The sequence below is a fragment of the Mycobacterium sp. genome (assembly GCF_035314905.1).
Taxonomy (GTDB): Bacteria; Actinomycetota; Actinomycetes; order Mycobacteriales; family Mycobacteriaceae; genus Mycobacterium.
Map to the genome: position 1 here is coordinate 1 of NZ_DATFYW010000222.1, position 25,331 is coordinate 25,331.

Below are 25,331 nucleotides of genomic sequence, written 5' to 3' on the forward strand. Positions count from 1 at the left end.
GATTCAGTTGTCATGCGCGCGATCCGATCCATAGTGCGACGGCGATGACGCCGACCATCCCGATGATCCACATCGCCATGCCCTCGGGCGCCGGGCCGAACCCGCCGAGCCCGTACCCGCCGGGGTTGGGCGTCTCGGTGGCCGTCTTGACGTAGGCCACGATGTCGCGCTTCTCGTCGGGGGTGAGCTGGCGGTCGGAGAACCTCGGCATGTTCTGGGGACCGGTCAGCATCGCGGTGTAGATCTGCGCCTCGTTGGCCGACTCGAGCGGAGGCGCGTACTTGCCCGACGACAGCGCGCCGCCCTTGCCGGTGAAGTTGTGACACGAAGCGCAGTTGAGCCGGAACAGGTCGCCGCCGCGCGCGACGTCGTCGCCGCGCAGGGAGTGCATCGCGACGGAGCCGTCGGGGTTGCGGGGCACGGTCGGCCCGCCGCCGTTGGCCTGCACGTACGCGCCGAGCGCGTCGATCTGGTTGTCGTCGAAGATCGGCGGCTTCTGCGGCTCCTGCGCGCCGAGGCTCTGTGCCGGCATCCGGCCGGTCGACACCTGGAAGTAAACCGCCGCCTCGCCGACGCCGATCAGGCTGGGCCCGCGACCCGTGACGCCCTGCAGGTTCGCGCCGTGACACGTCACGCAGGACGTGTTGAACAGCTGATTGCCGGTGCGCAGCAGCGCCGACTGGGATTCGTCGGCGACCGCGACCTGCGGCTGCGGGGTCAGCGTGGCGGCAAGGCCGCCGGCGATGGCCAGCGCGACCAGCAACAGCAGCCCGGCCGAAACGCGGCGGCGCAGCCGGCGGCGGGACCGGTCGGTGACAACGAGCCCCGGTCTCTTCAACGCAGTACTCCCTTCACCGTGCCTCGCGGATGCGAGCCGGACCGGTTGCTCATCGGACGAAATAGATCGTGGCGAACAGTGCAATCCACACGATGTCGACGAAGTGCCAGTAATAGGAGACGACGATCGCCGCTGTGGCCTGCGCGGGGGTGAACTTGCTCATCTTGGTCCGCAGCAGCAGAAGGATGAACGCGATCAGCCCGCCCGTCACGTGCAGGCCGTGAAAGCCGGTGGCCAGGTAGAACACCGAACCGTAGGCGCTGCCCGGAATGGTGGTGCCGTGCGTTGACAGGTGCCAGTACTCGTAGCCCTGGCCCAGGATGAAGAAAAGACCCATGAAGAACGTCAGCACATACCAGCGCCGCAGACCGAACACGTCGCCGCGCTCGGCCGCGAAAACGCCCATCTGGCAGGTGAATGACGACGCGATGAGCACCAGCGTGACGGGGACCGCCTGATACAGGTTCAGCTCGGTTGGCGGCGGCGGCCAGTTGCCGGCGGCCTGCGCCCGCGCCGTGAAGTACATCGCGAACAGCCCAGCAAAGAACATGAGTTCGCTGGACAGCCACACGATCGTGCCGACGCTGACCATGTTGGGTCGGTTCAGCGAATGCACGCGCGACGTGATTGCGGTTCCCGAGGTCCCTACAGCGCTCGTCACACCATGAAGTATGACGCTTTGTAGTTGTCGAACTCCACCCGGGGACCCATTTGGTCACAACTTGGCCATCCCGCCTTGGGCGCGGTGAGCGGTGCGTGCGAACATCGGCACGTGGCGCAGCCGCTTTCGCCGTCTTCGGCGCAGTCCACCTCGCCGTCCTGGCCGCGGGTTCTCGGTGCGCTGACGGCCGGCCGTGACCTGACCGCCGGTGCGGCGGCATGGGCCATGGAGCAGGTCATGACCGGTGCCGCCACACCCGCGCAGATCGCGGCGTTCGGTGTGTCGATGAGGATGAAGGGTCCGTCGGCCGCCGAGGTCCGTGAGCTGGCCGACACCATGCTCAGGTACGGGCGGCGGGTGCCCACCGACGAAATCGGTACCGACACCGTCGACGTCGTCGGCACCGGCGGAGACGGCGCCAACACGGTGAACCTCTCCACGATGGCGGCCATCGTGGTGGCGGCCAGCGGGGTACCGGTGGTCAAGCACGGCAACCGGGCGGCGTCGTCGCGCAGCGGCGGCGCGGACATGCTCGAGGCGCTCGGGGTGCGCATCGACCTGGGCCCCGACGAAGTCGTGCGCAGCGTCGCCGAGGTCGGGATCGGTTTCTGCTTCGCGCCGCTGTTTCACCCGTCCTACCGGCACGCGTCGGTCGTACGCCGCGAGATCGGTGTGCCGACGGTTTTCAATCTCCTGGGGCCGCTGACGAATCCGGCCTCGCCGCGGGCCGGGCTGATCGGCTGTGCGTTCGCCGACCTCGCCGAGGTGATGGCCGGCGTGTTCGCCGCCCGCCGGTCCAGCGTGCTGGTGGTACACGGCGACGACGGGCTCGACGAGCTGACGACGACAACGACCAGCACGATCTGGCGGGTGCAGGCCGGCACGATCGAGCGGCTGACGTTCGATCCCGCCGCGTTCGGGTTCGAGCGGGCAGAGCTCGACCAGCTGTTGGGCGGCAACGCAGACGAGAACGCCGAGGAGGCGCGGTCGGTGCTCGGCGGGGCGACCGGCCCGGTACGCGACGCGGTGGTGCTCAACGCCGCCGGCGCGATGGTGGCCCACGCCGGGCTATCCAGCGACGCCAAATGGCTGCCCGCCTGGGAGTCGGCGCTGCAACGTGCGGTCGACGCGATCGACTCGGGCGCCGCCGAACAGCTCCTCGCGCGTTGGGCGCGGTTCACCCACAAAATCTGACGCCGCGGTCCAGTTCGCGACGTCCTGCTCGGCGGCAAGCCGCGCCGACCGCGCTGCGGCCGCCCACTCCGACCACGGGCCGGCCGACGCGACCGGCGACGCGTAGCCCGGCTCCGACCGCACGATTCGCACCCCGGGCCGGCTGAGCCACTTCGCGATGAGCGCGGTCTCCTCGACCAGCGCGCCGCCCAGAGGCGCCGCCGTCGGCAGCACTTTCTGCGCGCCCGCGCGCAGGGCGTCGATCACCGGCATCGGCGGGACGCCGCGCCGTGCCGCACCCGCGGCGGCGAGCTGACCGTGCCTGATCACCGCGATGTGCCAGTCCCCGTTCCCGTCCGGCGCCGCGGCGACCAGCTCGGCCGGCTCGGCGAGCGCTCGCAGCCGCTGCCCGCGCCACAGCGCGTCGATCGCGGTGGCGGCCCGGTCGCGCAGCCGCGCGGCGGTTTCGTACCGACGGCGGGCCGCCAGATCGGCGATGTGTGCGACGATCTCGGCCAGCGCGGCGTTGTCGCGGCCCTCGATCAGCGCCGCCGCGCGCTGCGGCGCGGCGGCGTATTCGGCGGTGGTGGCGCCGCGCGCCGCGGGGCACGGCGCCACCTCCCGCTGCGGACAGGCCGGGCCGTGCATCGCTGAGCGGGCCAGCCGCGTGGTGCAGGTGCGCACGCCGGTGAAACGGGCCAGCAGCGCGGCGGTGTCGGTCGCATCGGCCCGTGACCGGAACGGCCCCAACGCGTTTGGACCCCGCGGCGTGCGGACCACCGACAACCGCGGGAACGCCTCGTCGCACAGTGCCACCCACCACCAGCGGTGCGGGAAGCGCGACCGCCTGTTGTACGGCGGGGCATGCGCGGCCAGCAGCCGCAGCTCCCGGACACCGGCCTCGAGCGCGTGCGCGCACTCGACGTGGTCGACCTGGCAGGCAAGGCCCACCATCTCCTTGATCCGAGCGCGGGGGTCGGCGCCGCTGAAGTACTGGGCAACGCGCCGGCGCAGGTCGACCGCCGTGCCGATGTAGAGCACCTCGCGGCCGGGGCCGCGGAACACATAAACGCCCGGGCGATGCGGAAGCCGTTCGGCCAGAACGCGTTTGCGCCGTTGTTCAGCGGTGACGTTCGGCAGGTACGCGCGCAGGTCGGCGTAGGTGTGCACGCCCTGGTTTCCGACGCGCTCGATCAGCGCGTGCAGGACTTCGACGGTCGCCCGCGCGTCGTCGAGGGCGCGGTGGGTGGGCGTGCTGGCCGCCGAGAACAGCCTCGCCAACGCGGCAAGGCGCACGCTGGGCGCCTCCTCGCGGCTGAGCACCCGCCGCGCGAGGCGAACCGTGCACAGCACGGGCGCCCGCGGCCACCCGATGTCGCAGCGCCGTGCCGCGGCCTTCAGGAACCCGATGTCGAAGCCGGCGTTGTGCGCGACGAGGACCGCCCCCCGCGCGAACTCGAGGAAAGCCGGCAGCACGGCGTCGATGGTGGGGGCGTTGCAGACCATGGCCGAAGTGATCCCGGTCAGCGCGACGATCTGCGGCGGGATGTCGCGGCCGGGGTCGACCAGCGTGGCCAGCTCACCCAGCACGACCCCGCCGCGGACCTTGACCGCGCCGATCTCGGTGATCGCGTCGCACTTGCCGTCGGGCCCGTTGGCGCGGCCCCCGGTGGTTTCCAGGTCGACGACCACGAACGTCGTCTCCCGCAGCGACAGCTCCGCCCCCACCGAACCGGCTCCGGCGTCGATGTCGGCGAAGCTGAGCTGCTCCATGGACCCAGACCGTAGGAGGCGGCGGTGACAAGTCGAGACAAGCCGGCGTCGTGTCGGTGGGTGTGGCTAGCCTCCCGAGCAGAACCCGCGGGCCCTACGACCGAAAGGATCGAAGTGATCATCGACTGCGACGACTGCGCGGTGCGCGGCCCCGCGTGCAAGGACTGCGTCGTCAGTGTCTTGCTCGGCACCCCCGACACGCTGCTGGACGACGAGCGCGCGGCACTGGAGGCCCTCGCGGAAGTGGGTCTGGTGCCGCGATTGCGGCTGGTTCCGATCCACCGCCGGGGCGACACGGGAGTGGCTTGAACCGTTAGTTAGCGAAAAGACTAAGAATTCCCGTTAAGTTTGCGTCTCGTGTTGGACATGGCTGATGCCGTTTCGTAACCTATCTGAGACCTAAGTGCGCGACGGCCCAGTCCACGGCAGTTTAAGGATTCTGCGTCTTGAAACTCGACCGGCTGAAGTGGATGAATCGTTTTCTTCGACGACCCCTCGTCGGTGCGATGGCGGCCCTGGCGATCTCGGGTTCCGTCGTGGCGGCCGGTGTGCACGCCGACCCTGCCGATGACGCGCTTGCCAAACTCAATGAGCTGTCCCGGCAGGCCGAGCAGACCACCGAGGCCATGCACTCCGCCCGGCTGGATCTTTCCAAGAAGCTTGCCGCCCTGAAGGCCGCCGACGACAAGCACAGCGCCGACGAGGCCGCCCTCGAGGCGGCAAGGGCGCAGCTCACCGTCTACCAGGGGTCCGTGGACAAGCTCGCGTCCGCGATGTACATGGGCGGCCGCACCGACGGCCTGAGCGCGATCATGACCGCCGACTCCCCGCAGCACCTGATCGACCAGATGTCGGTGCAGAAGGTTGTGGCCGGCGAGATGGCCGCGCAGATGACCGCCTACCGCACCCTGACCACCCAGGCGGCCGCGGCCGAACAGGTGTCGGCCGAGTCGGCCGCCGACGCGCGCACCGCCGCCGAGCAGGCCGCCGCCGTGCGGGCCGACGTGCAGGCCAAGCAGAGCAAGCTGCAGGTGCAGATCGCGGTCGTCAAGTCGCAGTACCTGGCGCTGACGCCCGGGCAGCGCACCGCCCTGGCCGCTCCGGACCCGGTACCCGCGGCTCTTCCCCCGGGGGATGGCGCGCCCGACGCGCTGCCGCCGGACGGCGGTACCGCGGTGCAGGCGATGCCGGATGCGATGGTCCCGCCGGGCGACATCTCCTCGCCGCCGGGCGGTGCCGTGCTGGCCCCCGGCAATGCCGGCAGCGAAGGCGCGATCGCGGTGCAAGCCGCGCTCACCCGTGTCGGCTCGCCCTACGTGTGGGGCGCCGCGGGGCCGAACGCGTTCGACTGCTCGGGGCTGGTGATGTGGTCCTTCCAGCAGGCCGGCATCTCGCTGCCGCACTCCAGCCAGGCGTTGGCCGCCGGCGGCCAGCCCGTCTCGCTGTCGGACCTGCAGCCCGGCGACGTCGTGACCTACTACTCCGATGCTTCCCACACCGGTATCTATGTCGGCGACGGCATGGTCGTGCACTCCTCTACCTATGGTCAGCCGGTCCGGGTGGTGCCGATCGGCGCGGCCGGACCGGTCAACAACGCCCGCCGCTACTGACCGCCGCCCTCGGCGGCGCCGGACTTTCTCGCTGGGCCTGGCGCTGATCGCTGAAGTCGTCGCCGCGGCGGCGATCCTCCTGGCCGCGCGACCCGTGCACGTGCTTCCGGCGGTTCCCCCCGCTGCTTCGCCGCCTGTCGCCTCGTCCGCCGCGTCCACCCTGCACCTGCCCGACGCGCGGACCGTCTATCTGGTGGGCACCGCGCCGGTGCTGACCCGCATCGCCGCCGAGGTCCCCGGTGCCCTCGACGCGGTGGTCGGGTTCTGGGGCGACGACTGGAACCGCGAGATCGTCATCATTGCCACCGACAGCGACGCGCAGTTCGCCGCCGAGGCCCGCACCGGCACGCAGGAAATCGACCTCGCGGCCGCGACGGTGGCCGACCGGTTCGACCCGGCTCGCCGGTTTGTGGCCGGTGAGCGCATCGTGTTCGCCCCCGGGGCGAACACGATGCGCCCGGGTTCGCTGCGAATCGTGTTGCGCCACGAGCTTTTTCACTACGCCGCCCGTGCCGACACCGCTGCCGACGCGCCGCGTTGGCTCACCGAGGGCGTCGCCGACTATGTCGGGCGCCCACAGACACCGGTCCGCGGGCAGGCGGCGCTGGGCACCCGGCTGCCGTCCGACGCCGACTTCGATGCGGCGGGTCCGCGGCTCTCGGCGGCCTACGACCGGGCGTGGTTGTTCGCGCGGTTCGTCGCCGACAGCTACGGGCCGCCCACATTGCGGCGGCTGTATCTGCTGGCCTGCGGGCCCGGCCATCCTGACCCGGCCGCCGCGGTGACCGTGACGCTGGGAACGCCTCTGCCTGACGTGCTGTCCGGCTGGCAGCGCTGGCTGGCAGGTTAGATTAGGCAGCCGTGACGCGGGTCCTGTTGGTCACCAACGACTTCCCACCACGCCCGGGCGGCATCCAGGCCTACCTGCAGGAGCTGGTCTCGCAGCTGGCCGGCAGCGGCTCGGACACGCTGATGGTGTACGCGCCGCGATGGATTGGTGCCGAACGCTTCGACCGTGACGCGCCGTACGAGGTGGTGCGCCATCCCGGCACATTGATGCTGCCGGTCCCGACGGTCGCATCCACGATGCGCCGGCTCGTCCAAGACCGCGGCATCGACACGGTGTGGTTCGGCGCGGCCGCGCCGTTGGCGTTGCTGGCCCCATCCGCTCGGCGCGCCGGCGCAGCGCGGGTGCTGGCCAGCACGCACGGCCACGAAGTCGGTTGGTCCATGCTGCCGGTGGCGCGCACGGCGCTGCGTCGCATCGGGGAGACGACCGACGTGGCGACGTTCGTCAGCCGTTACACCCGCGGACGCATCGCCTCGGCGTTCGGCCCGCAGGCCGCGCTCGAGCACCTGCCGCCCGGTGTCGACACCGGGCGGTTTCGGCCCGACGCGGCGGCCCGCGCCGAGCTGCGGGCCCGCTACCGCCTGGGGCAACGCCCCCTCGTCGTGTGCCTGTCGCGACTGGTGCCGCGCAAGGGCCAGGACATGCTGATCCGCGCGCTGCCGGCCATCCGGGACGAGGTTCGCGGCGCGGCGCTGGCGATCGTCGGCGGCGGCCCGTACCTGGCGGCGCTGCGACGGCTCGCGCAGCGCGCCGGGGTGGCCGACCACGTGGTGTTCACCGGCGGGGTGCCGTGGGCGGAGCTGCCGGCACACCACGCGATGGCCGACGTCTTCGCGATGCCGTGCCGCACCCGCGGCGCCGGCCTCGACGTCGAAGGGCTCGGCATCGTGTTCCTGGAGGCCTCCGCGACCGGGGTGCCGGTGGTGGCGGGCCGGTCCGGCGGTGCGCCGGAGACGGTGCGCGAGGGCGAGACCGGTTATGTGGTCGACGGGCGCTCGGTCGCCCGGATCGCCGCGGCGGTCACCCGGCTCCTGCAAGACCCGGACCTGGCCGTGCGGATGGGCGCGGCGGGCCGCCGCTGGGTCGGCGAAAACTGGTGCTGGCAGACCCACGCCGCGCGGCTGGCGACGCTGCTGACCCCCTAGGCCTCAGTCCGTGCTGTAGAGGGCCTCGATGTTGCTGGCGAACTTCTCGGCAACCACCTTGCGCTTGACCTTCAACGTCGGTGTCAGCTCACCGGTGTCCTCGGTGAAGTCCACGGGCAGCACCCGGAACTTGCGGATCGACTCGGCGTGGGAGACGGCTCGGTTGGCCTCCTTGACGGCAAGGTCGATCTCGGCCAGCAGGTCCGGGTCGGTGGCCAGGTCGCCGACGGTCGCGTTGGGGTCTTTGCCGTTGCGTTCCTTCCAGCCGACGAAGGCTTCTGGGTCGACCGTGATCAGCGCGGCGATGAACGGTTTGGCGTCGCCGACCGCCATCGCCTGGCTGATCAACGGGTGGGCGCGCAACTGGTCCTCCAGGATCGCCGGAGCGACGTTCTTGCCGCCTGCGGTGATGATGATCTCCTTCTTGCGGCCGATGATCGTCAGGAACCCGTCGTCATCGATCGCGCCCAGGTCTCCGGTGTGGAACCAGCCGTCGACGATCGCGGCCTTCGTGTCTTCCTCGCTGTTCCAGTAGCCCTTGAACACCACACCCCCGCGAACCAACAGCTCGTTGTCGTCTTCGATGCGCATGCCGTTGCCGGGCAACAGCTTTCCGACCGTGCCGATCTTGATGTCGCCGACCCGGTTCACGGTGATCGCCGCGCTCGTCTCGGTCAGTCCGTAGCCCTCGTAGATGGTCAGCCCGACGCCTCGGTAGAAGTGGCCCAGCCGAGCGCCCAACGGTGCACCGCCGGAGATCGAGGCCCGGCAGTTGCCGCCCAGCGCGGCACGCAGCTTGCCGTAGACCAGCCGGTCGAACAGCGCGTGTTTGGTCCGCAGCACAAGCCCGGGCCCGCCGCGCTCCAGCGACTTGCTCCACTCGATCGCGGTGTTCGCGGCGATCTCGAAGATCCTGCCCTTGCCGTCGTTGCGGGCGTTCTGCTCTGCGGTGTTGTACACCTTCTCGAACACCCGGGGGACCGACACCACCAGCGTCGGCTTGAACACCGCGAACATCGGCACCAGATTCTTGATGTCGCTGGTGAACCCGACGGTGACCTTGTTCTGGAACGCCGCCATCGTGATCGCCCGGGCCAGCACGTGGGCCAGCGGCAGGAACACCAGCAGCCGTTCCTTCTTGTCCAGCAGGTTGGGGAACGCGGACTTCGCCCCCCGGGTCTCGTGCACCAGGTTGGAGTGCGTCAGCTGGCAGCCCTTGGGCCGGCCCGTGGTGCCGGACGTGTAGATCAGCGTGGCCAGGTCCTCGGCCCGCACCTGCGAGAGCCGCTTTTCGACCTCGCTGGGATCGACCGGGGATCCCGCGTCGGTCAGCGCGTCGAGCGCCTTCGGGCCGCTGCCCGCGATCCGGTAGACCTTGCGCAGCGCCGGCAACTGGCCGGCGAGTTGCTCGATCTTGTCGGCGTGCGCGTCGGTCTCGGCGAATGCCAGCACTGCGCCGGAATCGCTCAGCACGTAGCGCACCTGCTCGGCCGAGGACGTCTCGTAGATCGGCACGGTCATCGCGCCGATCGAGAGGATGGCGTAGTCCAGGATCGTCCATTCGTAGCGGGTGGCCGACAGGATCGCCACCCGATCGCCGGGATTCACCCCTTTGGCGATCAAACCCTGTGCCGCCGATCGGATCTGGGCGGCGGCCTGCGCACAGGTCACGTCCCGCCACATCCCGTCGACGAGACGCTGGAAGATCGGGTGGTCGGGGTCGTTGCGTTCGTGGGCGAACACGGCGTTGACGATGTTGTCGTGTTCGCCAACGGTGAACGATGCCGGAGCATTTAACTCGCGCACTGTGGGGAGCCTCCCGACGCTGATAGCGGCCTTTCCGCCATCCACCCTAATCGCGGGCCGTGACGTGCTTCGCAAGCCTGTGGAAAGCTGAGAAGCCGTGAACAGCATCCAGGTCGCAGACCAGACCTTCGTCGCCGCCGATCCCGCGGAGGTGGGCAGGGCCGTCGCGGACCCCGCGAGCTGGCGGCGGTGGTGGCCCGACCTGCGGTGCAACGTCGTCGAGGACCGCGGCGCCAAGGGCGTGCGGTGGACGGTCACCGGCGCGCTGACCGGAACCATGGAGGTCTGGCTCGAGCCGGTGCTCGACGGGGTGGTGCTGAACTACTTCCTGCATGCCGAGCCGGCCGGCGCCGCGGCCTGGCAGCTGGCGCGGATGAACCTGGCCAGGATGAACCACCAGCGCCGCGTCGCCGGCAAGAAGATGGCGTTCGAGGTGAAGACCAGGCTGGAGCAGTCACGACCGGTGGGGGTGTCACCCGTGGCCGCGACTGGTCGGCGGGCACCGGGCGCGGCAGGGTAATTTTTCAGCTGAGGGCGATGAGCCGAGTGACAGGCAAGCGAGCAAGGAATACAACACGTGGCGGACAACACGTCGCAGACGATCTACATCGACGCCGACCCGGGGACGGTGATGCAGGTCATCGCCGACATCGCCTCCTACCCGCAATGGGTGTCGGAGTACAAGGAGACCGAGGTGCTCGAGGCCGACGCCGAGGGCTACCCCAAGACCGCTCGGCTGGTGCTCGACGCAGCCGTGCTCAAGGACACGATGGTGCTGGCCTACGTCTGGCCACCCGACCACAAATCGGTCCGCTGGAGCCTCGTCTCCAGCTCGCTGCTTCGGGCGCTGGACGGTGCATACCACCTGGCGCCCAAGGGATCCGGCACCGACGTGACCTACGAACTGTCGGTCGACCTCGTCATCCCGATGATCGGGCTGCTCAAACGCAAGGCTGAACGCAGGCTGACCGACACCGCGCTGAAGGACCTCAAGAAACGAGTCGAGGCTGAGTGAGTCCGCACCACCCGCCGGCACCCGGATCAGCCTGTTCGTGGGCAAGGGCGGGGTAGGCAAGTCGACACTGGCCGCGGCCACCGCGGTCGCGGACGCGGCCGCGGGCCAGCGGGTGCTGGCGGTCTCCACTGACCAGGCGCACTCGCTCGGCGACGTCTTCGGGACACCTGTTCCGCCGACGGGCCTGCGGGAGTTCACCCGGGTGCTCGAGGACGACGCCGGCGCCGGGGGAGGGGTCGTCGACGCGCTGGCGCTCGACACGTTGGCGCTGCTCGAGGCCCGCTGGCGTGAGGTGGGCGCAACGCTTGCCGGGCGGTTCCCCGACTCGGAGCTGGGCGACGTTGCACCAGAAGAACTTTCAGCAGTTCCCGGTGTTCAGGAGGTGCTCGGCCTGCACGAGGTCGGGCAGCTGTCGGCGTCGGGGAGATGGGACCACATCGTCGTGGATTGCGCGTCGACAGCCGATGCGCTGCGCATGCTGACCCTGCCGGCGACGTTCGGGCTGTACGTGGAGCGCGCCTGGCCGCGCCACCGGCGCCTGGCCACCGCGGCCGACCATGCCGGTACCGCCGCGGTGGTCGGGCTGCTGGAGCGGATCAGCGCCGGGATGGAGCAGCTCGGCGCGCTGCTGACCGACGGCGACCGGGTCTGCGCGCACCTGGTTCTCACCGCTGAGCGGGTGGTCGCCGCCGAGGCCACCCGCACGCTGGGTTCGTTGTCGCTGATGGGAGTGCGCGTCGACGAGCTGATCGTGAATCAGATCCTGGTGCAGGACGATTCCTACGAGTATTGCAACCTGCCCGCGCATCCCGCCTTCGACTGGTACGCCGAACGCATCTCGGAGCAGCAGGCGGTGCTCGCTGAGTTGGCGTCGGCGAGCGGCGACGTCGAGCTGGTGCTGGTGCCGCATCTGGCCAGCGAGCCGATCGGCCCGAAGGCGCTGGCCGAGCTGCTCCGGACCGTTCGCCGGCGTGACGGGTCGCCGCCGCCCGGACCGCTGCGGCCGATCGTGGACCGCGAGTCCGGGTCGGGGCTCGAGGCGGTTTACCGGATGCGGCTACAGTTACCGCAGCTCGATCCCGGCGCGCTGACGTTGGGCCGGGTCGACGACGACTTGATCATCGGCGCGGCGGGAATGCGGCGCCGGGTGCGGCTGGCATCCGTGTTGCGACGGTGCATCGTGACGGATGCGCAGCTGCGGGGCAGTGAACTGACGGTGCGTTTCCGACCGGATCGAGAGGTGTGGCCGGCGTGAGTGGCGCTCACTCCGACATTGGTCCCGAGCTGCGGCAGATCGCTCAGCTGATCCTGGACCGGGTCGACCCTGCGGTGCGCGCGGCCGCGGCGCTTGCCGCCGACCGCGGCGAAGGGCCCGGCAAATGCCAGCAGACGTGGTGCCCGGTGTGCGCGCTGGCGGCCCTGGCAACCGGTGAACAGCACCCGATGCTGACGGTCATCGCGGAGCACAGCATCGCGCTGCTGACCGTGATCCGGGCAATGCTCGAGGGCGCCGAGCGCCAACCGCCGCCCGGCGGCGGTGACGGCCCGGGGACCGACGGCTCCGATCGGCCACCGCCCGGCAGATACCAGCACATCCCGATCACGGTCGAGGAGTGAGCAGGCCGACGCGAACCCCCGAACTGTGGTCCGTCTCATCGGGCGTGGGTACAGTTGGCGCAAAGCTTGGTCGACAGCGCCCCGAGCCGGGAGGGTCCATGTGGTATTGGCTGTTCAAGTACATCTTCATCGGACCGCTGCTGTCATTGCTGGGCCGACCCAAAGTTGAAGGTCTTGAACATATTCCGGATTCCGGACCGGCCATTTTGGCCAGCAACCACCTGGCCGTTGCCGATAGTTTCTACCTGCCGCTCGTGGTGCGTCGCCGCATCACGTTCCTGGCGAAGTCGGAGTACTTCACCGGCAGCGGGCTGCAGGGCCGGCTCACCCGCTGGTTCTACACCGTCGCGGGTCAGGTCCCGATCGACCGCAGCAGCGCCGACGCCGCGCAGGCAGCGCTCGACACCGCCAAGCGGCTGCTCGACGCCGGGAAGCTGATGGGCATGTATCCCGAGGGCACCCGCTCACCCGACGGGAGGCTGTACAAGGGCAAGACCGGCCTGGCCAGGTTGGCGCTGGAGACCGGCGTGCCGGTCATCCCGGTCGCGATGATCGGCACGGACGAGGTGAACCCGCCCGGCAGCAAGGTGTGGCGGTTCGGGCAGGTCACCGTGCGCATCGGCAGGCCGCTGGACTTTACCCGGTTCGACGGGCTGGCCGGCAACCGCTTCATCGAGCGTGCGGTCATCGACGAGGTCATGTACGAGCTGATGCGGCTGTCCGGCCGGGAGTACGTCGACCTCTACGCCGCTGACGTCAAGCAGGGCGCCGATCCCGACTGCCCGGCTCCCGGGCAGACCACCGCCGCCTAACGCGCCGCGGGCACGGCCTCGTCCAGCCGCGGCTCCTGCTGCTCGGCGGTCCTGGTGGCAACGGTGAAACCGCTGATCAGGATCACCGCCAGCGCCCACCACACATACGACGCACCGACCAACTGGCGCCACCACGACGCGGCCGCTTCCCGGTGCTGGGGCAGCAGCTCGATCGGCGTCCATACCATCAACGCCACCCCGACGGCAGTCACCGCCGCCAACACAGGGTTTCGGCGGCGATACGCGAGCACGCCGGTGGTCAGCACGGTGGGCAGCACCCACACCCAGTGATGCGACCACGACACCGGCGACACCACGAGCCCGAACAACGCGATGCACATCAGCGCCGCCACCGGCTCACCGGCGCGCAGCACCCGCCGGGCCGCCCACACCGTCAGCGCGAGCACGGCCAGGCAGCCCGCCGTCCACACCACGAACTGCTGCGAGGCGGTCAGCGGTAGTCGGGCCAGCGCGCCGGCGATGTTCTGGTTGGTGTTCAGCGAAGCGTCGCCGATCCGCTCGGTGTGCCGGACGGTGACGCTCCAGTACTCCAGGGAGTCCCGCCATGCCAGAACGAAGCCGGCCAGCGACGCGATCGCGAACGACGCGGTCGCGGTCAGCGCGGCCCTGGCCTCCCGGCGCAATGCGAAGTAGAGCAGAAACACCGCGGGCGTCAGCTTCAGCGCGATCGCCAGTCCGAGCAGCACGCCGCGCGGCAACGGCGTTCGGCGCGGCAGGCAGTCGGCGATGACCAGCGTCATCAGGATCACGTTGATCTGCCCGAACGCCAGGTTCGACTCGACCGGCTCCAGGTGGATCACCGCCAGACCGACGATCAGGGCGGCCAGCCACCACCGCGCCGGTGCCGACCAGACGTCCAACCGGGACAACACGATCACGGTGGAGACGACCAGCAGCACCAGCGTGATCAGCGTCATCGTCGTGCTGGCCACCGGAAACGGCACCCAGGCGATGGGGCAGAATGCGATGGCGGCCAGCGGGGGATAGGTGAACGGCAGGTCGAGCCCTACCGAGGTGTGAAACATCGTCCCGTTGCTGTAGAGCGGGCGCCCGTCCAGCCACGCCCGCGCGCCCATCCGGTACACCTCGACGTCGATCCGGTAGGGGGTGTGGCCCAACGCCCGCCACGCGGCGAAGGCGAACGTAGCGGCGGCGACGAGTGCAAACAGCCGCCAGGCCCACCACTGCGCCGGGCGGCTGTCGAACATTTGCACAGCGCGCCCCTGCTGCCTGCCCGCGTCGGGCGATCGCCAACTTCTCATTAACCGGAAAGCCTATCGGTGCACTCCGGCACGCCGGGCCGGTATGTCGACCCTGCGCGTCGTCGCGGGGCGTAAGTTTTGCCCGTGTTCGCTTCGTTCTGGCGGGACGTCATCGACCGCGGACGACTCCCGTTGCTCTGCTGTCTGGTTGCCTTCATCCTGACGTTCTTCGTGACGCGCACCATCGTGCGCTACATCCGGCATTTGTCTGCCCGCGACGCGCCGCGCCAATGGTGGCAGCCGCGCAATATCGGGCACGGCTCGCTGCACATCCACCATGTGGTCTTCGGGGTGATCCTGGTGATGGTTTCCGGGGTCACGATGGTCACGCTCGCCGTCAATGGCAAAGCGCTCCAGTTCACGGCTGCCGCGGTGGTCTTCGGCATCGGGGCCGCTCTGGTGCTCGACGAGTTCGCGCTGATCCTGCACCTCAGCGACGTGTACTGGTCCGAGGACGGCCGCACCTCGGTGGACGCGGTTTTCGCCGCCGTCGCGGTCGCGGGCCTTTTGATCGTGGGTTTCAACCCGCTGTCGTTTTTCGACGTCGGCATCTGGCGGACTGAGCACACGGTCGGGGCGCGAGCCGGCGTCGTCGTCGGGGCTGCGATGACCCTGGCGTTGGCGGTGGTGGTGGTCCTCAAGGGCAAGGTGTGGACCGGGCTGGTGGGCATGTTCATCCCGCCGCTGCTGGTCATCGGCGCGATGCGGCTGTCGCGTCCGCACGCGCCGTGGGCGCGTTGGCGCTACACGAACAAGCCCCGCAAGATGCACCGGGCCGTGGCGCGGGAGCGGTCGCTTCGCCGGCCCGTGGTGCAGGCGAAACTGTGGGTGCAGGACGCTGTCTCGGGCCTGCCGCGGTTCCCGGATGACCGACAGGTTGACGAGCAGCTCGACCGGGAGATCCACGCCGCGCCGCCCCCACCCCGGCGTCGGCCCGTAGCGCGCCGGACAGCGGCGTAGGGAGCATGCCGTGCGCTACTTCTACGACACCGAATTCATCGACAACGGCCGAGTCATCGAACTGATCTCGATCGGGGTGGCGGCCGAGGACGGCCGCGAATATTACGCCGTGTCAACCGAATTCAACCCCGAGCTCGCCGGCCGCTGGGTACGCACCCACGTGCTGCCCAAGCTGCCGCCGCCATCGTCTCGGCTGTGGCGCCCGCGGTCGAGGATCCGCCACGACCTCGAGGACTTCCTCGGTGTGGACGGTGACGAGCCGATCGAGCTGTGGGCCTGGGTCGGCGCGTACGACCACGTCGCGTTGTGCCAGCTGTGGGGTCCGATGACGGCACTGCCGCCGCCGATCCCGCGGTTCACCCGCGAGCTGCGCCAGTTCTGGGAGGACCACGGCTGCCCGCGAATGCCGCCGCGGCCCCGCAACGCGCACGACGCGCTGGTGGACGCCCGCCACAACCTGCACCGCTTCCGCGTGATCACCGGCGAGCAAGCCGCCGCTGAGGCTTGAGCGCGGCCGGTCGCGGTGATTTGTCCTGGTTACCATGGATGGGTGAACTGGACCGTTGACGTACCGATCGACCAGCTGCCGCCGCTGCCGCCGCTGCCTGCGGACCTGCGTGAGCGGTTGGACGCCGCGTTGGCCAAGCCGGCGGCCCAGCAGCCCAGCTGGTCGGGCGAGCAGGCCAAGGCGATGCGGACGGTCCTGGAGAGCGTGCCCCCCGTCACGGTGCCGTCGGAGATTCAGCGGCTGCAGGGGCTGCTCGCCGACGTTGCGCGGGGTGAGGCGTTCCTGCTGCAGGGCGGCGACTGCGCGGAGACCTTCGTCGACAACACCGAACCCCACATCCGCGCCAACATCCGGACGCTGCTGCAGATGGCGGTGGTGCTGACCTACGGCGCCAGCACGCCGGTGATCAAGCTCGCGCGCATCGCGGGCCAGTACGCCAAGCCGCGGTCCTCGGAGATCGACGCGCTGGGGCTCAAGGCCTACCGCGGCGACATGGTCAACGGGTTCGCCCCCGACCCGGCGGTGCGCGAGCACGACCCGTCGCGGCTGGTGCGCGCGTACGCCAACGCGAGCGCGGCGATGAACCTGGTTCGCGCGCTGACGTCGTCGGGCCTGGCGTCGCTGCACCTGGTGCACGACTGGAACCGCGAGTTCGTCCGGACATCGCCGGCCGGTGCCCGCTACGAGGCGCTTGCCAGCGAGATCGACCGCGGCCTGCGCTTCATGAGCGCGTGCGGCGTCAACGACCGCAACCTGCAGACCGCCGAGATCTACGCCAGCCATGAGGCTTTGGTGCTCGACTACGAGCGGGCGATGCTGCGGCTGGCCGACAACGAGAACGGCGAGCCGGCGCTCTATGACCTGTCCGCGCATTACGTGTGGGTGGGCGAGCGCACCCGCCAGCTGGACGGTGCCCATATCGGGCTGGCCGAGGTTATCGCGAACCCGATCGGTGTGAAGATCGGTCCGACGATGACCCCGGAAGTGGCTGTCGAGTACGTCGAGCGCCTCGACCCGCACAACAAACCCGGCCGGTTGACGCTGGTGAGCCGGCTGGGCAACAACAAGGTCCGCGACCTGCTGCCGCCGATCATCGAGAAGGTCCAGGCCACCGGCCATCAGGTGATCTGGCAGTGCGACCCGATGCACGGCAACACCCACGAGTCGTCGACCGGCTACAAGACGCGCCACTTCGACCGGATCGTCGACGAGGTGCAGGGCTTCTTCGAGGTGCACCGGGCGCTGGGCACCCACCCCGGCGGGATTCACGTCGAGATCACCGGCGAGAACGTCACCGAATGCCTCGGTGGCGCGCAGGACATCTCCGAATCCGACCTGGCCGGACGGTACGAGACCGCCTGCGATCCGCGCTTGAACACCCAGCAGTCGTTGGAGTTGGCATTCCTCGTCGCCGAGATGCTCCGCGACTAGAGGGCTAGATCAGCCCGGTGATGTTGCTGCCCAGGGTGTAGGCGGCCGCGGCGACCATCCCGGTGACGATCATCACCGCCGCCACCCAGAACAGGACCATGCGCCTGGCGCGATGACGCTCCCAGGCGAACTCGTTGATGTCGATACCGGCGAACTGCCCTGTCACGCATCGCCTTTCGTTGGGCTGATGCCAGTCCTCGGGTCCGCGGGTCAACTGCCGGGTGTGATGGCGCTGCGCGGGCGGCCGCGCCGCAACGGCCGGGGCGGCCGGTCGCGTCTGCGACCGGTCGCGATAGAGCGCGGCCGATGCGTGCTCGGCCGAATTCAGCGGGGCCGGCACCCGGAAATCCGGCAGTCCGAGTTCGTCTGCGACCGCATCGAGTTCGTGGCCCATCTCCTGGGCGTCTGCGTACCTGTCTGCCGGGTTGCGCTCGGTGGCGCGCAGCACCAGCTCGTCGAATTGGGCCGGCACACCGGCGATCACAGTGCTCGGTGCCGCCACGTCGTTATCCAGCCGTTGATATGCGACGGCCAGCACGGTGTCGCCGCGAAACGGCGTGACACCGGTCAGCAACTCGTAGATCAGGACGCCCGCTGCGTAGACGTCGCTGCGTGGACCGGCGTTTCCGCTGCTGACCTGTTCGGGCGACAGGTAGTCGGCTGTGCCCAAAATCACGCTGTCCGAGGTGATTTTGGCTTCGGCGACGGCGCGCACCAGCCCGAAATCGGCGATCTTGACGTCTCCGTCGTCGGAGATCAGCACATTCTCCGGCTTGACGTCACGGTGGACCAGACCGTTGCGGTGCGCGACCGCCAACCCGGATAACACCGGACGCATCACCGCGGCGACCGCGTGCGGTGGCATCGGCCCCCGCTCGCGCAGCAACTCGCGCAGAGTGCCGCCCTCGACGAGTTCCATCACCAGAAACGGCCGATGCCCGTCGAGGCCCTGGTCGTAAACCGCCACCAGGCCAGGGTCTTTCAACCGCGCGACGGCCCGGGCCTCGCGCTGGAAGCGCACCAGGAACTGCTGGTCGCCGGCGTACCGCGACTCCATCACCTTGATCGCCACGGGGCGGTCCAGCCGGACGTCGATCCCGCGGTACACCGCGGACATGCCGCCGGTGGCGATCATTGCCTCGACCCGGTAGCGGTCGTCGAGAACCGCGCCGATCAGCGGGTCGGCGGTCACCTGTTGGGCTTCCATCGAGTTCATGGTAGCCACGGCGCGTCACGTCTTAGACTCGACGCGGTGAGCAACGTTCCGGCCGGTGACGACGTTCTGGATCCCGGCGAACCGGTGTACGGCCTGTCCCGGGTCGCCGAGTTGCTGGGCGTGCCGGTGACCAAGGTGCATCAGCATTTGCGCGACGGGCACCTCGTCGCGATCCGCCGTGGGGGCGCGGTCGTGGTGCCCAAGGCCTTCTTCACCGAGGGCGGTCAGGTGGTCAGGAGCCTGCCCGGGCTGTTGGCGGTGCTGCGCGACGGCGGCTACCCCGACACCGACATCCTGCGCTGGTTGTTCACCGCCGACGAGTCGCTGACGCTGACCCGGGACGGAAGTCGCGAGTCGGTGGCTAACGCTCGGCCGGTCGACGCACTGCACTGTCATCAGGCCCGTGAGGTGGTGCGGCGGGCGCAGGCGATGGCGTACTGACGCCGCGCGAGAGCGCATACGCGGCGGCGATCGCGCAGGCCGTCGCCAGCAGGACGTGCAGCCACGAGTACATGCCGTGCGAGCCGTCGGGTTTGAAGATCACCATGATCCATGTCGAGAAGCCGGCAATCGCCGCGATCGCCCGCTGCGACTGGGCCAGTGCCGACATCACCGCCAACGGCCAGGTGTAGTACCACGGCAAGGCGGCAGGCACGAACAGCACCACGACGATCATCACCCAGGTGATGCCGATCAGCGCCTCGCGGTCGTCGTGGCGGAAACGCCACCACAGCAGCGGCAGCGAGACCGCGATGATCACGATGCCGACGATCCGCGTCACCTCGAGCACTGCGTAGAAGTTGACCCCGCCGAACAGCCCCCCGAACACGTTGATCAGGTTGGCCGCGGCCGTCGGCACGGTGAGCCAGTTGATGATCTTCACCGAGCCCGCCAGCGCGGTGAGCCAGCCCAGCCCCACCCCGGCCAGCGCCGAGAGCACCGCGAACACCGCTACGAAGATCAGCACCGACGCGGCGGCCGCCGTCGCGAATGCGCGAACGGGCCCGAACCGGTGACGCTGTCGTAGTTGCCGCATCCAGACCCACACCATAAACGGCAGCGCCAGCCCGGCGGTGGCCTTGACCGCGACGCCGATGGCCACCAGGGTGGTGCCGCCGACCGGGTGGCGCTCCAGGGTCAGCGCGATGCCGGCCATCATCAGGCCGACCATCAGCATCTCGTTGTGCACTCCACCCATCAGATGGATGATGACCAGCGGGTTGAGTACGCAGATCCACAGTGCCGCCGCGCCGCTGGCGCCGATGTGCCGGGCCACCCGGGGCGCGGCCCAGATCAGCAACGCCAGGCCGGGCAGCATGCACAGCCGCAGCAGCATGGTCCCGGTGACCACGTGGTTTCCGACCAGCATCGTGACGAACTTCGCGACCAGGATGAACGCCGGGCCGTACGGCGCGGTGGTGATGGTCCAAATCGGGCTGACGTTGTCCAGCAGCGGATTCGGATTTTCCACCGGGGCGACGAGATAGGGGTCGAACCCGTCTCGCAGCAAGGCGCCCTGCGCCAGGTACGAATAGGTGTCGCGGCTGAACACCGGCACCGACAACAGCAGCGGCGCCAGCCAGAACCCGGTCGTGGCGATCATCTGGAACTCGGTGGCCCGGCCGTCGATCACCCAGCGCCCCAACCAGATCCACGCGATCAACATCATAGCCACCCCGGCCCACAATGTCACTGAAGACAACACGAGTCCGTGGCCGAACCGCAGCCACGACAGATGCAGCGACTCCAGCAGCGGGTCGTGCAGCCGGGTGCTGCCCGCGCCGAGCCCGCCCGCGGTGATCAGCAGCGCGCCGAGGCAACCCAGTAATGCGGGGCGACCGTCGCGGGAATGGATGAACGTCCGCAGGCGCGAGATCCGGGTGGGCTGGGACATGCTGCCGACATGCTCCTCAGGCCGACCGGTTGGCGGCCAATCTGGCGAGCTCCGCCAGGCCGATCTTGGCCTGCTCGGCGATGGAGGCGGCGTTGAGGATGTCGATCGCCCGCCGCGTGAGGGTGTCGATCCTGGTCTCGACCGCGGCCAGCGCGCCGACGGCGGCGATCACGTCGCACAGTTCGCGTACCTGTTGGTCGGACAGCTCGGTGCCGATCGAGGTGCGCAGCAGTTTGGCCGCGGCCGGGTCGGCGTGCTCGGCACGCTCGATGGCTTCGGCCAGCAGAACCGTCCGCTTCCCGGAGCGCAGGTCGTCGCCCGACGGCTTGCCCGTCACGGCAGGGTCGCCGTACACGCCGAGAACGTCATCGCGCAGCTGGAATGCCACACCGAGGTCAGTGCCCAGCTCATGGAACGCGGCCAGCACGTCGGGCCGGTCCGCCGCGGCGGCGGCCCCCAGCTGCAGCGGCCGCGACACCGTATACGACGCGGTCTTGTAGGTGTTGACCGCCATCGCCGAGCCGATCGATTCGGCACCGCTGGCCTCGGCGACGATGTCGAGGTACTGGCCGCCGAGCACCTCGGTGCGGATGTCGGCCCATACCCGGTGCACGCGCCTGCGCGCATCGAACGGCAGGTCGGCGGTCGCGACGATGTCGTCGGCCCACACCAGCGCCAGATCGCCGAGGAGGATCGCGGCCGAAATCCCGAACCGGCTGCCCGACCCGCGCCAGCCGCTTCGGCGGTGCACGCCGGCGAATTGCTCGTGCACGGTCGGCCGCCCACGCCGGGTGGCGGAGTCATCGATCACGTCGTCGTGCACCAGCGCGCAGGCGTGCAGGAGTTCCAGCGCCGCGAACAGCCGCAGGACCTGCGGGTTTTCGGTGTCGGGGTGTTGGGCGACCGCGCGCCAGCCCCAGTACGCGAACGCCGGCCGCAGCCGCTTGCCGCCACGCAGCACGAACTCTTCGAGCGCCGCGGTCAGCGCGGAGTACTCCGCGCCGATGTAGGCGGCATCGGTGCGCCGCTCCTCCAGGTACTCGCGAAGCTGGTCGGTGACGGCGCCGGCCAGCTCGAGGGCCGACGGTGCGGCTGTTGCGGCGCTTTTCAGGCTCAGCGCGCCACTCCCTTCCTGTCTGCATGCCTTCGGGCGGTCCCCCCGAGTGCATTCAGGGTAAAGCGAGATGGCAAATCCGCGCAGTTGGGCCGCCGAGCTTGGTTTGGCAGGCTCAGTTTCTGCGACCTTATGCTGGCGTCGTGACGGTACCTGCTTTGCCTGCCAACCACACGCCCTCGGTGGTGAGCCGTCTCGCCGACGTCGGCAGGGACCGGGTGCCGTTTTCCGTGGAGTTCTACCCGCCCCGTGACGAGGCCGCCGAGGCGCGGCTGTGGCGGGCCGCCCGGATTTTCGAGCGACTGCAGCCCGTCTTCGTCTCGTGCACCTACGGTGCCGGCGGCTCCACCCGTGACCGCACGGTGCGCGTTGTTCGCCGGCTGGCCGGCGACACCACGCTGCTGCCGGTCGCGCACATGACCGCGGTCGGCCACAGCGTCGCCGAGTTACGAGCCCTGGTGGGCGCCTTCGCCGACTGCGGGATCACGAACATGCTCGCGCTGCGCGGTGACCCGCAGGGCGGCGTACACACCGAGTGGATCAGGCATCCCGAGGGGTTGGAGTACGCCGTCGAGTTGGTCCGGCTGATCCGCAGCCTCGGCGACTTCCACGTGGGCGTGGCGTCGTTCCCCGAGGGGCATCCCCGGGCAGCAGACCTCGAGCACGACACCGCGAACCTGGTCGCCAAGCTCCGGGCAGGGGCCGAGTACTCGATCACGCAGATGTTCTTCGACGTCGACGACTACCTGAGGTTGCGCGACAGGGTGCGCAAGGCCGATCCCGAGGTGGGGTCGCGGCCGATCATTCCGGGCATCATGCCGATCACGTCGCTGCGCACGGTGCGCCGACAGGTCGAGCTGTCCGGTTCACAGATCCCGGCGCCGCTGCTCGAGCGGCTCGTCGGGGCCGCCGGGACCGGGCCGGAGGAGAACCGCGACGAGGTGCGCAAGATAGGCATCGAGCTGGCCACCGAGATGAGCGCACGGCTGCTCGCCGAGGGCGTGCCGTGCCTGCACTTCTGCACACTGAATTTCGCCAGGGCCACCACCGAGGTGCTGACGAACCTCGGCATCAGCGTTGCTGCGTGACGCCTTGGTGGTCGTGCGGTTCGGCGAACCGCGGGGAGCGATCGCGGCCGTGCCAGGCCAGCGCGGCGATCAGCCCGGCCACCGCGAACGCCGCCAGGCCGAGCCAGGTCGCGGCGCCGGTGAATGAGCGCTGGCTGGGGTCGGTGTAGCGGGCCTGCGCCGTCATCGTGCTCACCACGCCTGGTTTGAGCTTCCACTCGACAACCGAGCTGTCGATCTGGCTGCCGTTGGTCGAGGTGACCTCGCCGGGAAACGAAACCGACAGCGACACGTCGGCGCTGGGATCAGTCAGCGAGGTCAGGTCTGCACGGCCCTCCAGGATCACCTGGTTGCCGGTCCGGCGCAGCGACAGGTCGACGCCGGCCGCGTCGTGGTTCATGTTGGCGAGCTGCGGCAACTCCGCGAATGTCAGGTCGGAGAACACCGCCGACGACCCGACGTATCCGTCCCTGGTGTAGTCCGAGATCGCGACCTTCTGGCTGAACGGCAGGTTGCCGCTGTTGAACTGCGGGCCCTTGTCGTCGGGATTGCGGGGCTTGGCCGCGGCGGTGATCTGCCCGGACACCTTGTCGTCGGGCGAGATCGTGATCGAGGCACGGATCCGCACGCAACCCACCGCCAGCGGCGTGAGCAGGATCAGCATGAGCAGCACAAGCGCTTTGCGTGCCCGGGGCGTGCGCACGGGGTCATCGTGCCAGACGCGCCGCGCTGCCGGGATCCCAGCGTGCTACAGCGGCAGCGGGCGTCCCAGGATCGCGAATGCGCGGGGATCACCGGCGAAGTGGTGGCCGCGGATGATGTCGGTGAAGCCCAGGCGCCGGTACAGCCGCCACGCGCGGTTGTCTTCGCCGCGGATCTCGGGCGTCGACAGCAGCACGTTGCGCTCACCGCGGCCCGCCAGCAGCCGGCGCGCCAGTCCCTCGCCGAGGCCCCTGCCCTGCGCCCGCGGATGGATGTGCAACTCGGTCAGTTCGAAGTAGTTCGCCATCAGCGAGCCGATCTGGGTCGGCGGCAATCCCGCCCGGCGCAGCCCCTGAACCACCTGCTGCTGCCACCACTGGTCCGGGGCGCCGCAGTAGCCGTAAGCCACGCCGAGCATCGGGGCACCCGTCAGCAGGTCGACCGGTGGCTGGGCGCCGGCCGCGTCGGATGTCTCGACGGCGGCGACCGCGCGCCATCCGTTGCGTCGGCTGTGCTCCATCCACATCGACGCTCGCTGGTCCTGGGTGTCCCGCGGATAGCGCATCGCGTCGACGTAGATGGCCAGCGCGTCAGGGAGCCGGTGGCTCATGTCGCGTGGCGACAGATCGATGAGAAACGTCGCCAAATTTCGGCTGCCTCTCGTGAAAGCGGTTCCGTTGGAAGTTTTTGTTCAAGGGCCATTATCGGCGTGGCCGGTCCGCCGACCGCCACTCGTGGCCCGGCGGTAAGATCTGCGCTGAAGTAGGTGGTACGGCGCCGATTGTGCTCGTATCATGACTGTCAGTCGCCCGGAATTGCGGGTGACCACACCTGATGGGATTAGCCAGAATCCGAACTGGCGTCGGCAAGGAGGGACGCGATGCCACTCTCCGACCATGAGCAGCGCATGCTCGACCAAATCGAGAGCGCGCTCTATGCCGAGGACCCCAAGTTCGCCTCGAGTGTCCGCGGGGGGAGCCTGCGCGCGCCGACGACCCGCCGCCGGATCCAGGGCGCCGCGCTGTTCGTGATCGGTCTGGCGATGCTGGTGTCCGGTGTGGCGTTCAAGGCGACGATGATCGGAACCTTCCCGATCCTGTCGGTATTCGGTTTTCTGGTGATGTTCGGCGGAGTGGTCTTCGCGATCACCGGGCCGCGGATGTCCAAGACGGCCGACCGGTCTGCGCCGGGTTCGCGCCAGCGTCGCGGCAAGGGCTCCGGCGGATCGTTCACGAGCCGGATGGAGGACCGGTTCCGGCGCCGCTTCGACGAGTAGCCGCAGCGTCGAGCTGACGGGGTAGCCCACGGGCTGCCCCGTTTTTTGTGCCGTCAGGACGCTGGGTGGCGATGCCGCAGGGCTGGAAGTGGTGGACACAACCTGTCTGTTGCTATCCTTTGACGACAAGGTGGGGGATTGTGGGGTAAAGTGGCGGACATCGGGGCCGAGCGCTCCGAGGGTGTGGCAGGAGGTCGTGGGATGTTCCTCGGCACCTACACGCCCAAGCTCGACGACAAAGGGCGGCTGACGTTGCCCGCGAAGTTCCGCGACGCGCTGGCGGGAGGATTGATGGTCACGAAGAGCCAGGACCACAGCCTCGCCGTGTATCCGCGGGCCGAGTTCGAGCAACTGGCGCGGCGCGCGGCCGGCGCGTCTCGCAGCAACCCGGAGGCGCGGGCCTTCCTGCGCAACCTGGCAGCCGCCACCGATGAACAACACCCCGATGCCCAGGGCCGGATCACCCTGTCGGCCGACCACCGCCGCTACGCGAACCTCTCGAAGGACTGCGTGGTGATCGGATCGGTTGACTACCTGGAGATCTGGGACGCGCAGGCCTGGCAGGACTACCAGCAGGCCC

26 protein-coding genes and 1 pseudogene are annotated in these 25,331 nt (G+C 69.5%); 17 read left to right on the forward strand and 10 right to left on the reverse strand.

Annotation, left to right across the window (positions count from 1 at the left end):
• Positions 1–10: 10 nt before the first annotated feature.
• Both VKG81_RS19535 and VKG81_RS19540 read right to left on the reverse strand, forming a co-directional pair.
• The gene (locus VKG81_RS19535) at positions 11–838 is read right to left on the reverse strand and encodes a cytochrome c (RefSeq protein WP_324398383.1); all 828 of its coding nucleotides are present in this window, start codon (positions 836–838) and stop codon (positions 11–13) included.
• Between the two features lie 49 nt (positions 839–887).
• Positions 888–1,499, reverse strand: coding sequence for a heme-copper oxidase subunit III (locus tag VKG81_RS19540; RefSeq protein WP_324398384.1), 612 nt, complete (start codon positions 1,497–1,499; stop codon positions 888–890).
• A 111-nt stretch (positions 1,500–1,610) separates the two neighbouring features.
• Here VKG81_RS19540 and trpD point away from each other — a divergent pair, with 111 nt between their 5' ends.
• The gene (gene trpD, locus VKG81_RS19545) at positions 1,611–2,693 is read left to right on the forward strand and encodes an anthranilate phosphoribosyltransferase (protein WP_324398385.1); all 1,083 of its coding nucleotides are present in this window, start codon (positions 1,611–1,613) and stop codon (positions 2,691–2,693) included.
• Here trpD and VKG81_RS19550 read toward each other — a convergent pair.
• Positions 2,631–4,445 (reverse strand): annotated as a pseudogene (locus tag VKG81_RS19550) (DEDD exonuclease domain-containing protein); the annotation flags it as partial. The gene trpD and the pseudogene VKG81_RS19550 sit on opposite strands and share 63 nt — an antisense overlap.
• A gap of 60 nt (positions 4,446–4,505) precedes the next feature.
• Between VKG81_RS19550 and VKG81_RS19555 the strand changes: the two are divergent.
• The 4 genes from VKG81_RS19555 (at position 4,506) to VKG81_RS19570 (ending at position 8,050) form a co-directional block, all read left to right on the forward strand.
• Positions 4,506–4,754, forward strand: coding sequence for a hypothetical protein (locus tag VKG81_RS19555; RefSeq protein ID WP_324398401.1), 249 nt, complete (start codon positions 4,506–4,508; stop codon positions 4,752–4,754).
• A gap of 137 nt (positions 4,755–4,891) precedes the next feature.
• Entirely contained in the window at positions 4,892–6,055 is a 1,164-nt protein-coding gene (ripC, locus tag VKG81_RS19560) for a peptidoglycan hydrolase RipC (protein WP_324398386.1), read from the forward strand.
• A gap of 37 nt (positions 6,056–6,092) precedes the next feature.
• Entirely contained in the window at positions 6,093–6,905 is an 813-nt protein-coding gene (locus tag VKG81_RS19565) for a hypothetical protein (RefSeq protein ID WP_414685334.1), read from the forward strand.
• A gap of 11 nt (positions 6,906–6,916) precedes the next feature.
• Positions 6,917–8,050: a glycosyltransferase family 4 protein gene (locus tag VKG81_RS19570; RefSeq protein ID WP_324398387.1), complete on the forward strand. Its 1,134-nt coding sequence runs from the start codon at positions 6,917–6,919 to the stop codon at positions 8,048–8,050.
• Between the two features lie 3 nt (positions 8,051–8,053).
• Here the strand turns inward: VKG81_RS19570 and VKG81_RS19575 are convergent, their stop codons facing one another.
• Positions 8,054–9,856 (reverse strand): long-chain fatty acid--CoA ligase, encoded by a 1,803-nt coding sequence (locus VKG81_RS19575; protein ID WP_324398388.1) that lies wholly within the window; start codon positions 9,854–9,856, stop codon positions 8,054–8,056.
• Between the two features lie 97 nt (positions 9,857–9,953).
• Between VKG81_RS19575 and VKG81_RS19580 the strand changes: the two genes are divergently transcribed.
• From VKG81_RS19580 to VKG81_RS19600, 5 genes are all read left to right on the forward strand, one after another.
• Positions 9,954–10,376: a polyketide cyclase / dehydrase and lipid transport gene (locus VKG81_RS19580; protein ID WP_324398389.1), complete on the forward strand. Its 423-nt coding sequence runs from the start codon at positions 9,954–9,956 to the stop codon at positions 10,374–10,376.
• Between the two features lie 57 nt (positions 10,377–10,433).
• Positions 10,434–10,871 (forward strand): SRPBCC family protein, encoded by a 438-nt coding sequence (locus VKG81_RS19585; RefSeq protein WP_324398390.1) that lies wholly within the window; start codon positions 10,434–10,436, stop codon positions 10,869–10,871.
• Entirely contained in the window at positions 10,864–12,126 is a 1,263-nt protein-coding gene (locus VKG81_RS19590; RefSeq protein WP_324398403.1) for an ArsA family ATPase, read from the forward strand. Before VKG81_RS19585 ends, VKG81_RS19590 begins: the two co-directional genes overlap by 8 nt.
• Complete coding sequence (locus tag VKG81_RS19595; RefSeq protein WP_324398391.1) at positions 12,123–12,488, forward strand: hypothetical protein; 366 nt, start codon at positions 12,123–12,125, stop codon at positions 12,486–12,488. Before VKG81_RS19590 ends, VKG81_RS19595 begins: the two co-directional genes overlap by 4 nt.
• Before the next feature lie 98 nt (positions 12,489–12,586).
• The gene (locus VKG81_RS19600; protein ID WP_324398392.1) at positions 12,587–13,300 is read left to right on the forward strand and encodes a lysophospholipid acyltransferase family protein; all 714 of its coding nucleotides are present in this window, start codon (positions 12,587–12,589) and stop codon (positions 13,298–13,300) included.
• Here VKG81_RS19600 and VKG81_RS19605 read toward each other — a convergent pair.
• Entirely contained in the window at positions 13,297–14,583 is a 1,287-nt protein-coding gene (locus VKG81_RS19605) for a glycosyltransferase 87 family protein (protein WP_324398393.1), read from the reverse strand. The two genes, VKG81_RS19600 and VKG81_RS19605, sit on opposite strands and share 4 nt — an antisense overlap.
• A gap of 78 nt (positions 14,584–14,661) precedes the next feature.
• Between VKG81_RS19605 and VKG81_RS19610 the strand changes: the two genes are divergently transcribed.
• The 3 genes from VKG81_RS19610 to VKG81_RS19620 are packed head-to-tail and all read left to right on the forward strand — an operon-like array spanning position 14,662 to position 17,482.
• The gene (locus VKG81_RS19610) at positions 14,662–15,543 is read left to right on the forward strand and encodes a hypothetical protein (protein WP_414685333.1); all 882 of its coding nucleotides are present in this window, start codon (positions 14,662–14,664) and stop codon (positions 15,541–15,543) included.
• 10 nt (positions 15,544–15,553) lie between these two features.
• Complete coding sequence (locus VKG81_RS19615; protein WP_324398395.1) at positions 15,554–16,051, forward strand: polyadenylate-specific 3'-exoribonuclease AS; 498 nt, start codon at positions 15,554–15,556, stop codon at positions 16,049–16,051.
• A gap of 42 nt (positions 16,052–16,093) precedes the next feature.
• Positions 16,094–17,482, forward strand: coding sequence for a class II 3-deoxy-7-phosphoheptulonate synthase (locus VKG81_RS19620; RefSeq protein WP_324398396.1), 1,389 nt, complete (start codon positions 16,094–16,096; stop codon positions 17,480–17,482).
• 4 nt (positions 17,483–17,486) lie between these two features.
• Here VKG81_RS19620 and VKG81_RS19625 read toward each other — a convergent pair whose 3' ends face one another.
• The gene (locus VKG81_RS19625) at positions 17,487–18,698 is read right to left on the reverse strand and encodes a protein kinase domain-containing protein (RefSeq protein WP_324398404.1); all 1,212 of its coding nucleotides are present in this window, start codon (positions 18,696–18,698) and stop codon (positions 17,487–17,489) included.
• A gap of 36 nt (positions 18,699–18,734) precedes the next feature.
• Here VKG81_RS19625 and VKG81_RS19630 point away from each other — a divergent pair, with 36 nt between their 5' ends.
• Positions 18,735–19,139 (forward strand): Rv2175c family DNA-binding protein, encoded by a 405-nt coding sequence (locus tag VKG81_RS19630; RefSeq protein WP_324398397.1) that lies wholly within the window; start codon positions 18,735–18,737, stop codon positions 19,137–19,139.
• On the opposite strand, the gene VKG81_RS19635 is transcribed toward VKG81_RS19630, so the two are convergent.
• Both VKG81_RS19635 and idsA2 read right to left on the reverse strand, forming a co-directional pair.
• A complete protein-coding gene (locus tag VKG81_RS19635; RefSeq protein WP_324398398.1) occupies positions 19,060–20,592 on the reverse strand; it encodes an alpha-(1->6)-mannopyranosyltransferase A in 1,533 nt (510 codons plus the stop codon). The two genes, VKG81_RS19630 and VKG81_RS19635, sit on opposite strands and share 80 nt — an antisense overlap.
• Positions 20,593–20,608: 16 nt before the next feature.
• On the reverse strand, positions 20,609–21,703 hold the full coding sequence (idsA2, locus tag VKG81_RS19640) for a bifunctional (2E,6E)-farnesyl/geranyl diphosphate synthase (protein ID WP_324398405.1): 1,095 nt from the start codon (positions 21,701–21,703) through the stop codon (positions 20,609–20,611).
• A gap of 185 nt (positions 21,704–21,888) precedes the next feature.
• Here idsA2 and metF point away from each other — a divergent pair, with 185 nt between their 5' ends.
• Positions 21,889–22,794: a methylenetetrahydrofolate reductase [NAD(P)H] gene (metF, locus tag VKG81_RS19645; RefSeq protein ID WP_324398406.1), complete on the forward strand. Its 906-nt coding sequence runs from the start codon at positions 21,889–21,891 to the stop codon at positions 22,792–22,794.
• Here metF and VKG81_RS19650 read toward each other — a convergent pair.
• Complete coding sequence (locus VKG81_RS19650; RefSeq protein ID WP_324398407.1) at positions 22,778–23,437, reverse strand: LppM family (lipo)protein; 660 nt, start codon at positions 23,435–23,437, stop codon at positions 22,778–22,780. The two genes, metF and VKG81_RS19650, sit on opposite strands and share 17 nt — an antisense overlap.
• Before the next feature lie 84 nt (positions 23,438–23,521).
• Positions 23,522–24,121: a GNAT family N-acetyltransferase gene (locus tag VKG81_RS19655; RefSeq protein ID WP_324398399.1), complete on the reverse strand. Its 600-nt coding sequence runs from the start codon at positions 24,119–24,121 to the stop codon at positions 23,522–23,524.
• A 234-nt stretch (positions 24,122–24,355) separates the two neighbouring features.
• Between VKG81_RS19655 and VKG81_RS19660 the strand changes: the two genes are divergently transcribed.
• Positions 24,356–24,751 (forward strand): DUF3040 domain-containing protein, encoded by a 396-nt coding sequence (locus tag VKG81_RS19660; protein ID WP_324398400.1) that lies wholly within the window; start codon positions 24,356–24,358, stop codon positions 24,749–24,751.
• Positions 24,752–24,952: 201 nt separating this feature from the next.
• On the forward strand, positions 24,953–25,331 hold a 379-nt coding region (gene mraZ / locus VKG81_RS19665), incomplete at its 3' end, for a division/cell wall cluster transcriptional repressor MraZ (RefSeq protein WP_324398408.1).

Coding starts and splice junctions, on each gene's coding strand:
- VKG81_RS19600 (WP_324398392.1), top strand. CDS start 12,587: ATGTGGTATTGGCTGTTCAAGTACATCTTCATCGGACCGCTGCTGTCA.
- VKG81_RS19605 (WP_324398393.1), bottom strand. CDS start 14,583: ATGAGAAGTTGGCGATCGCCCGACGCGGGCAGGCAGCAGGGGCGCGCT.
- VKG81_RS19625 (WP_324398404.1), bottom strand. CDS start 18,698: ATGAACTCGATGGAAGCCCAACAGGTGACCGCCGACCCGCTGATCGGC.
- VKG81_RS19635 (WP_324398398.1), bottom strand. CDS start 20,592: ATGTCCCAGCCCACCCGGATCTCGCGCCTGCGGACGTTCATCCATTCC.
- VKG81_RS19650 (WP_324398407.1), bottom strand. CDS start 23,437: ATGCTGATCCTGCTCACGCCGCTGGCGGTGGGTTGCGTGCGGATCCGT.
- VKG81_RS19660 (WP_324398400.1), top strand. CDS start 24,356: ATGCCACTCTCCGACCATGAGCAGCGCATGCTCGACCAAATCGAGAGC.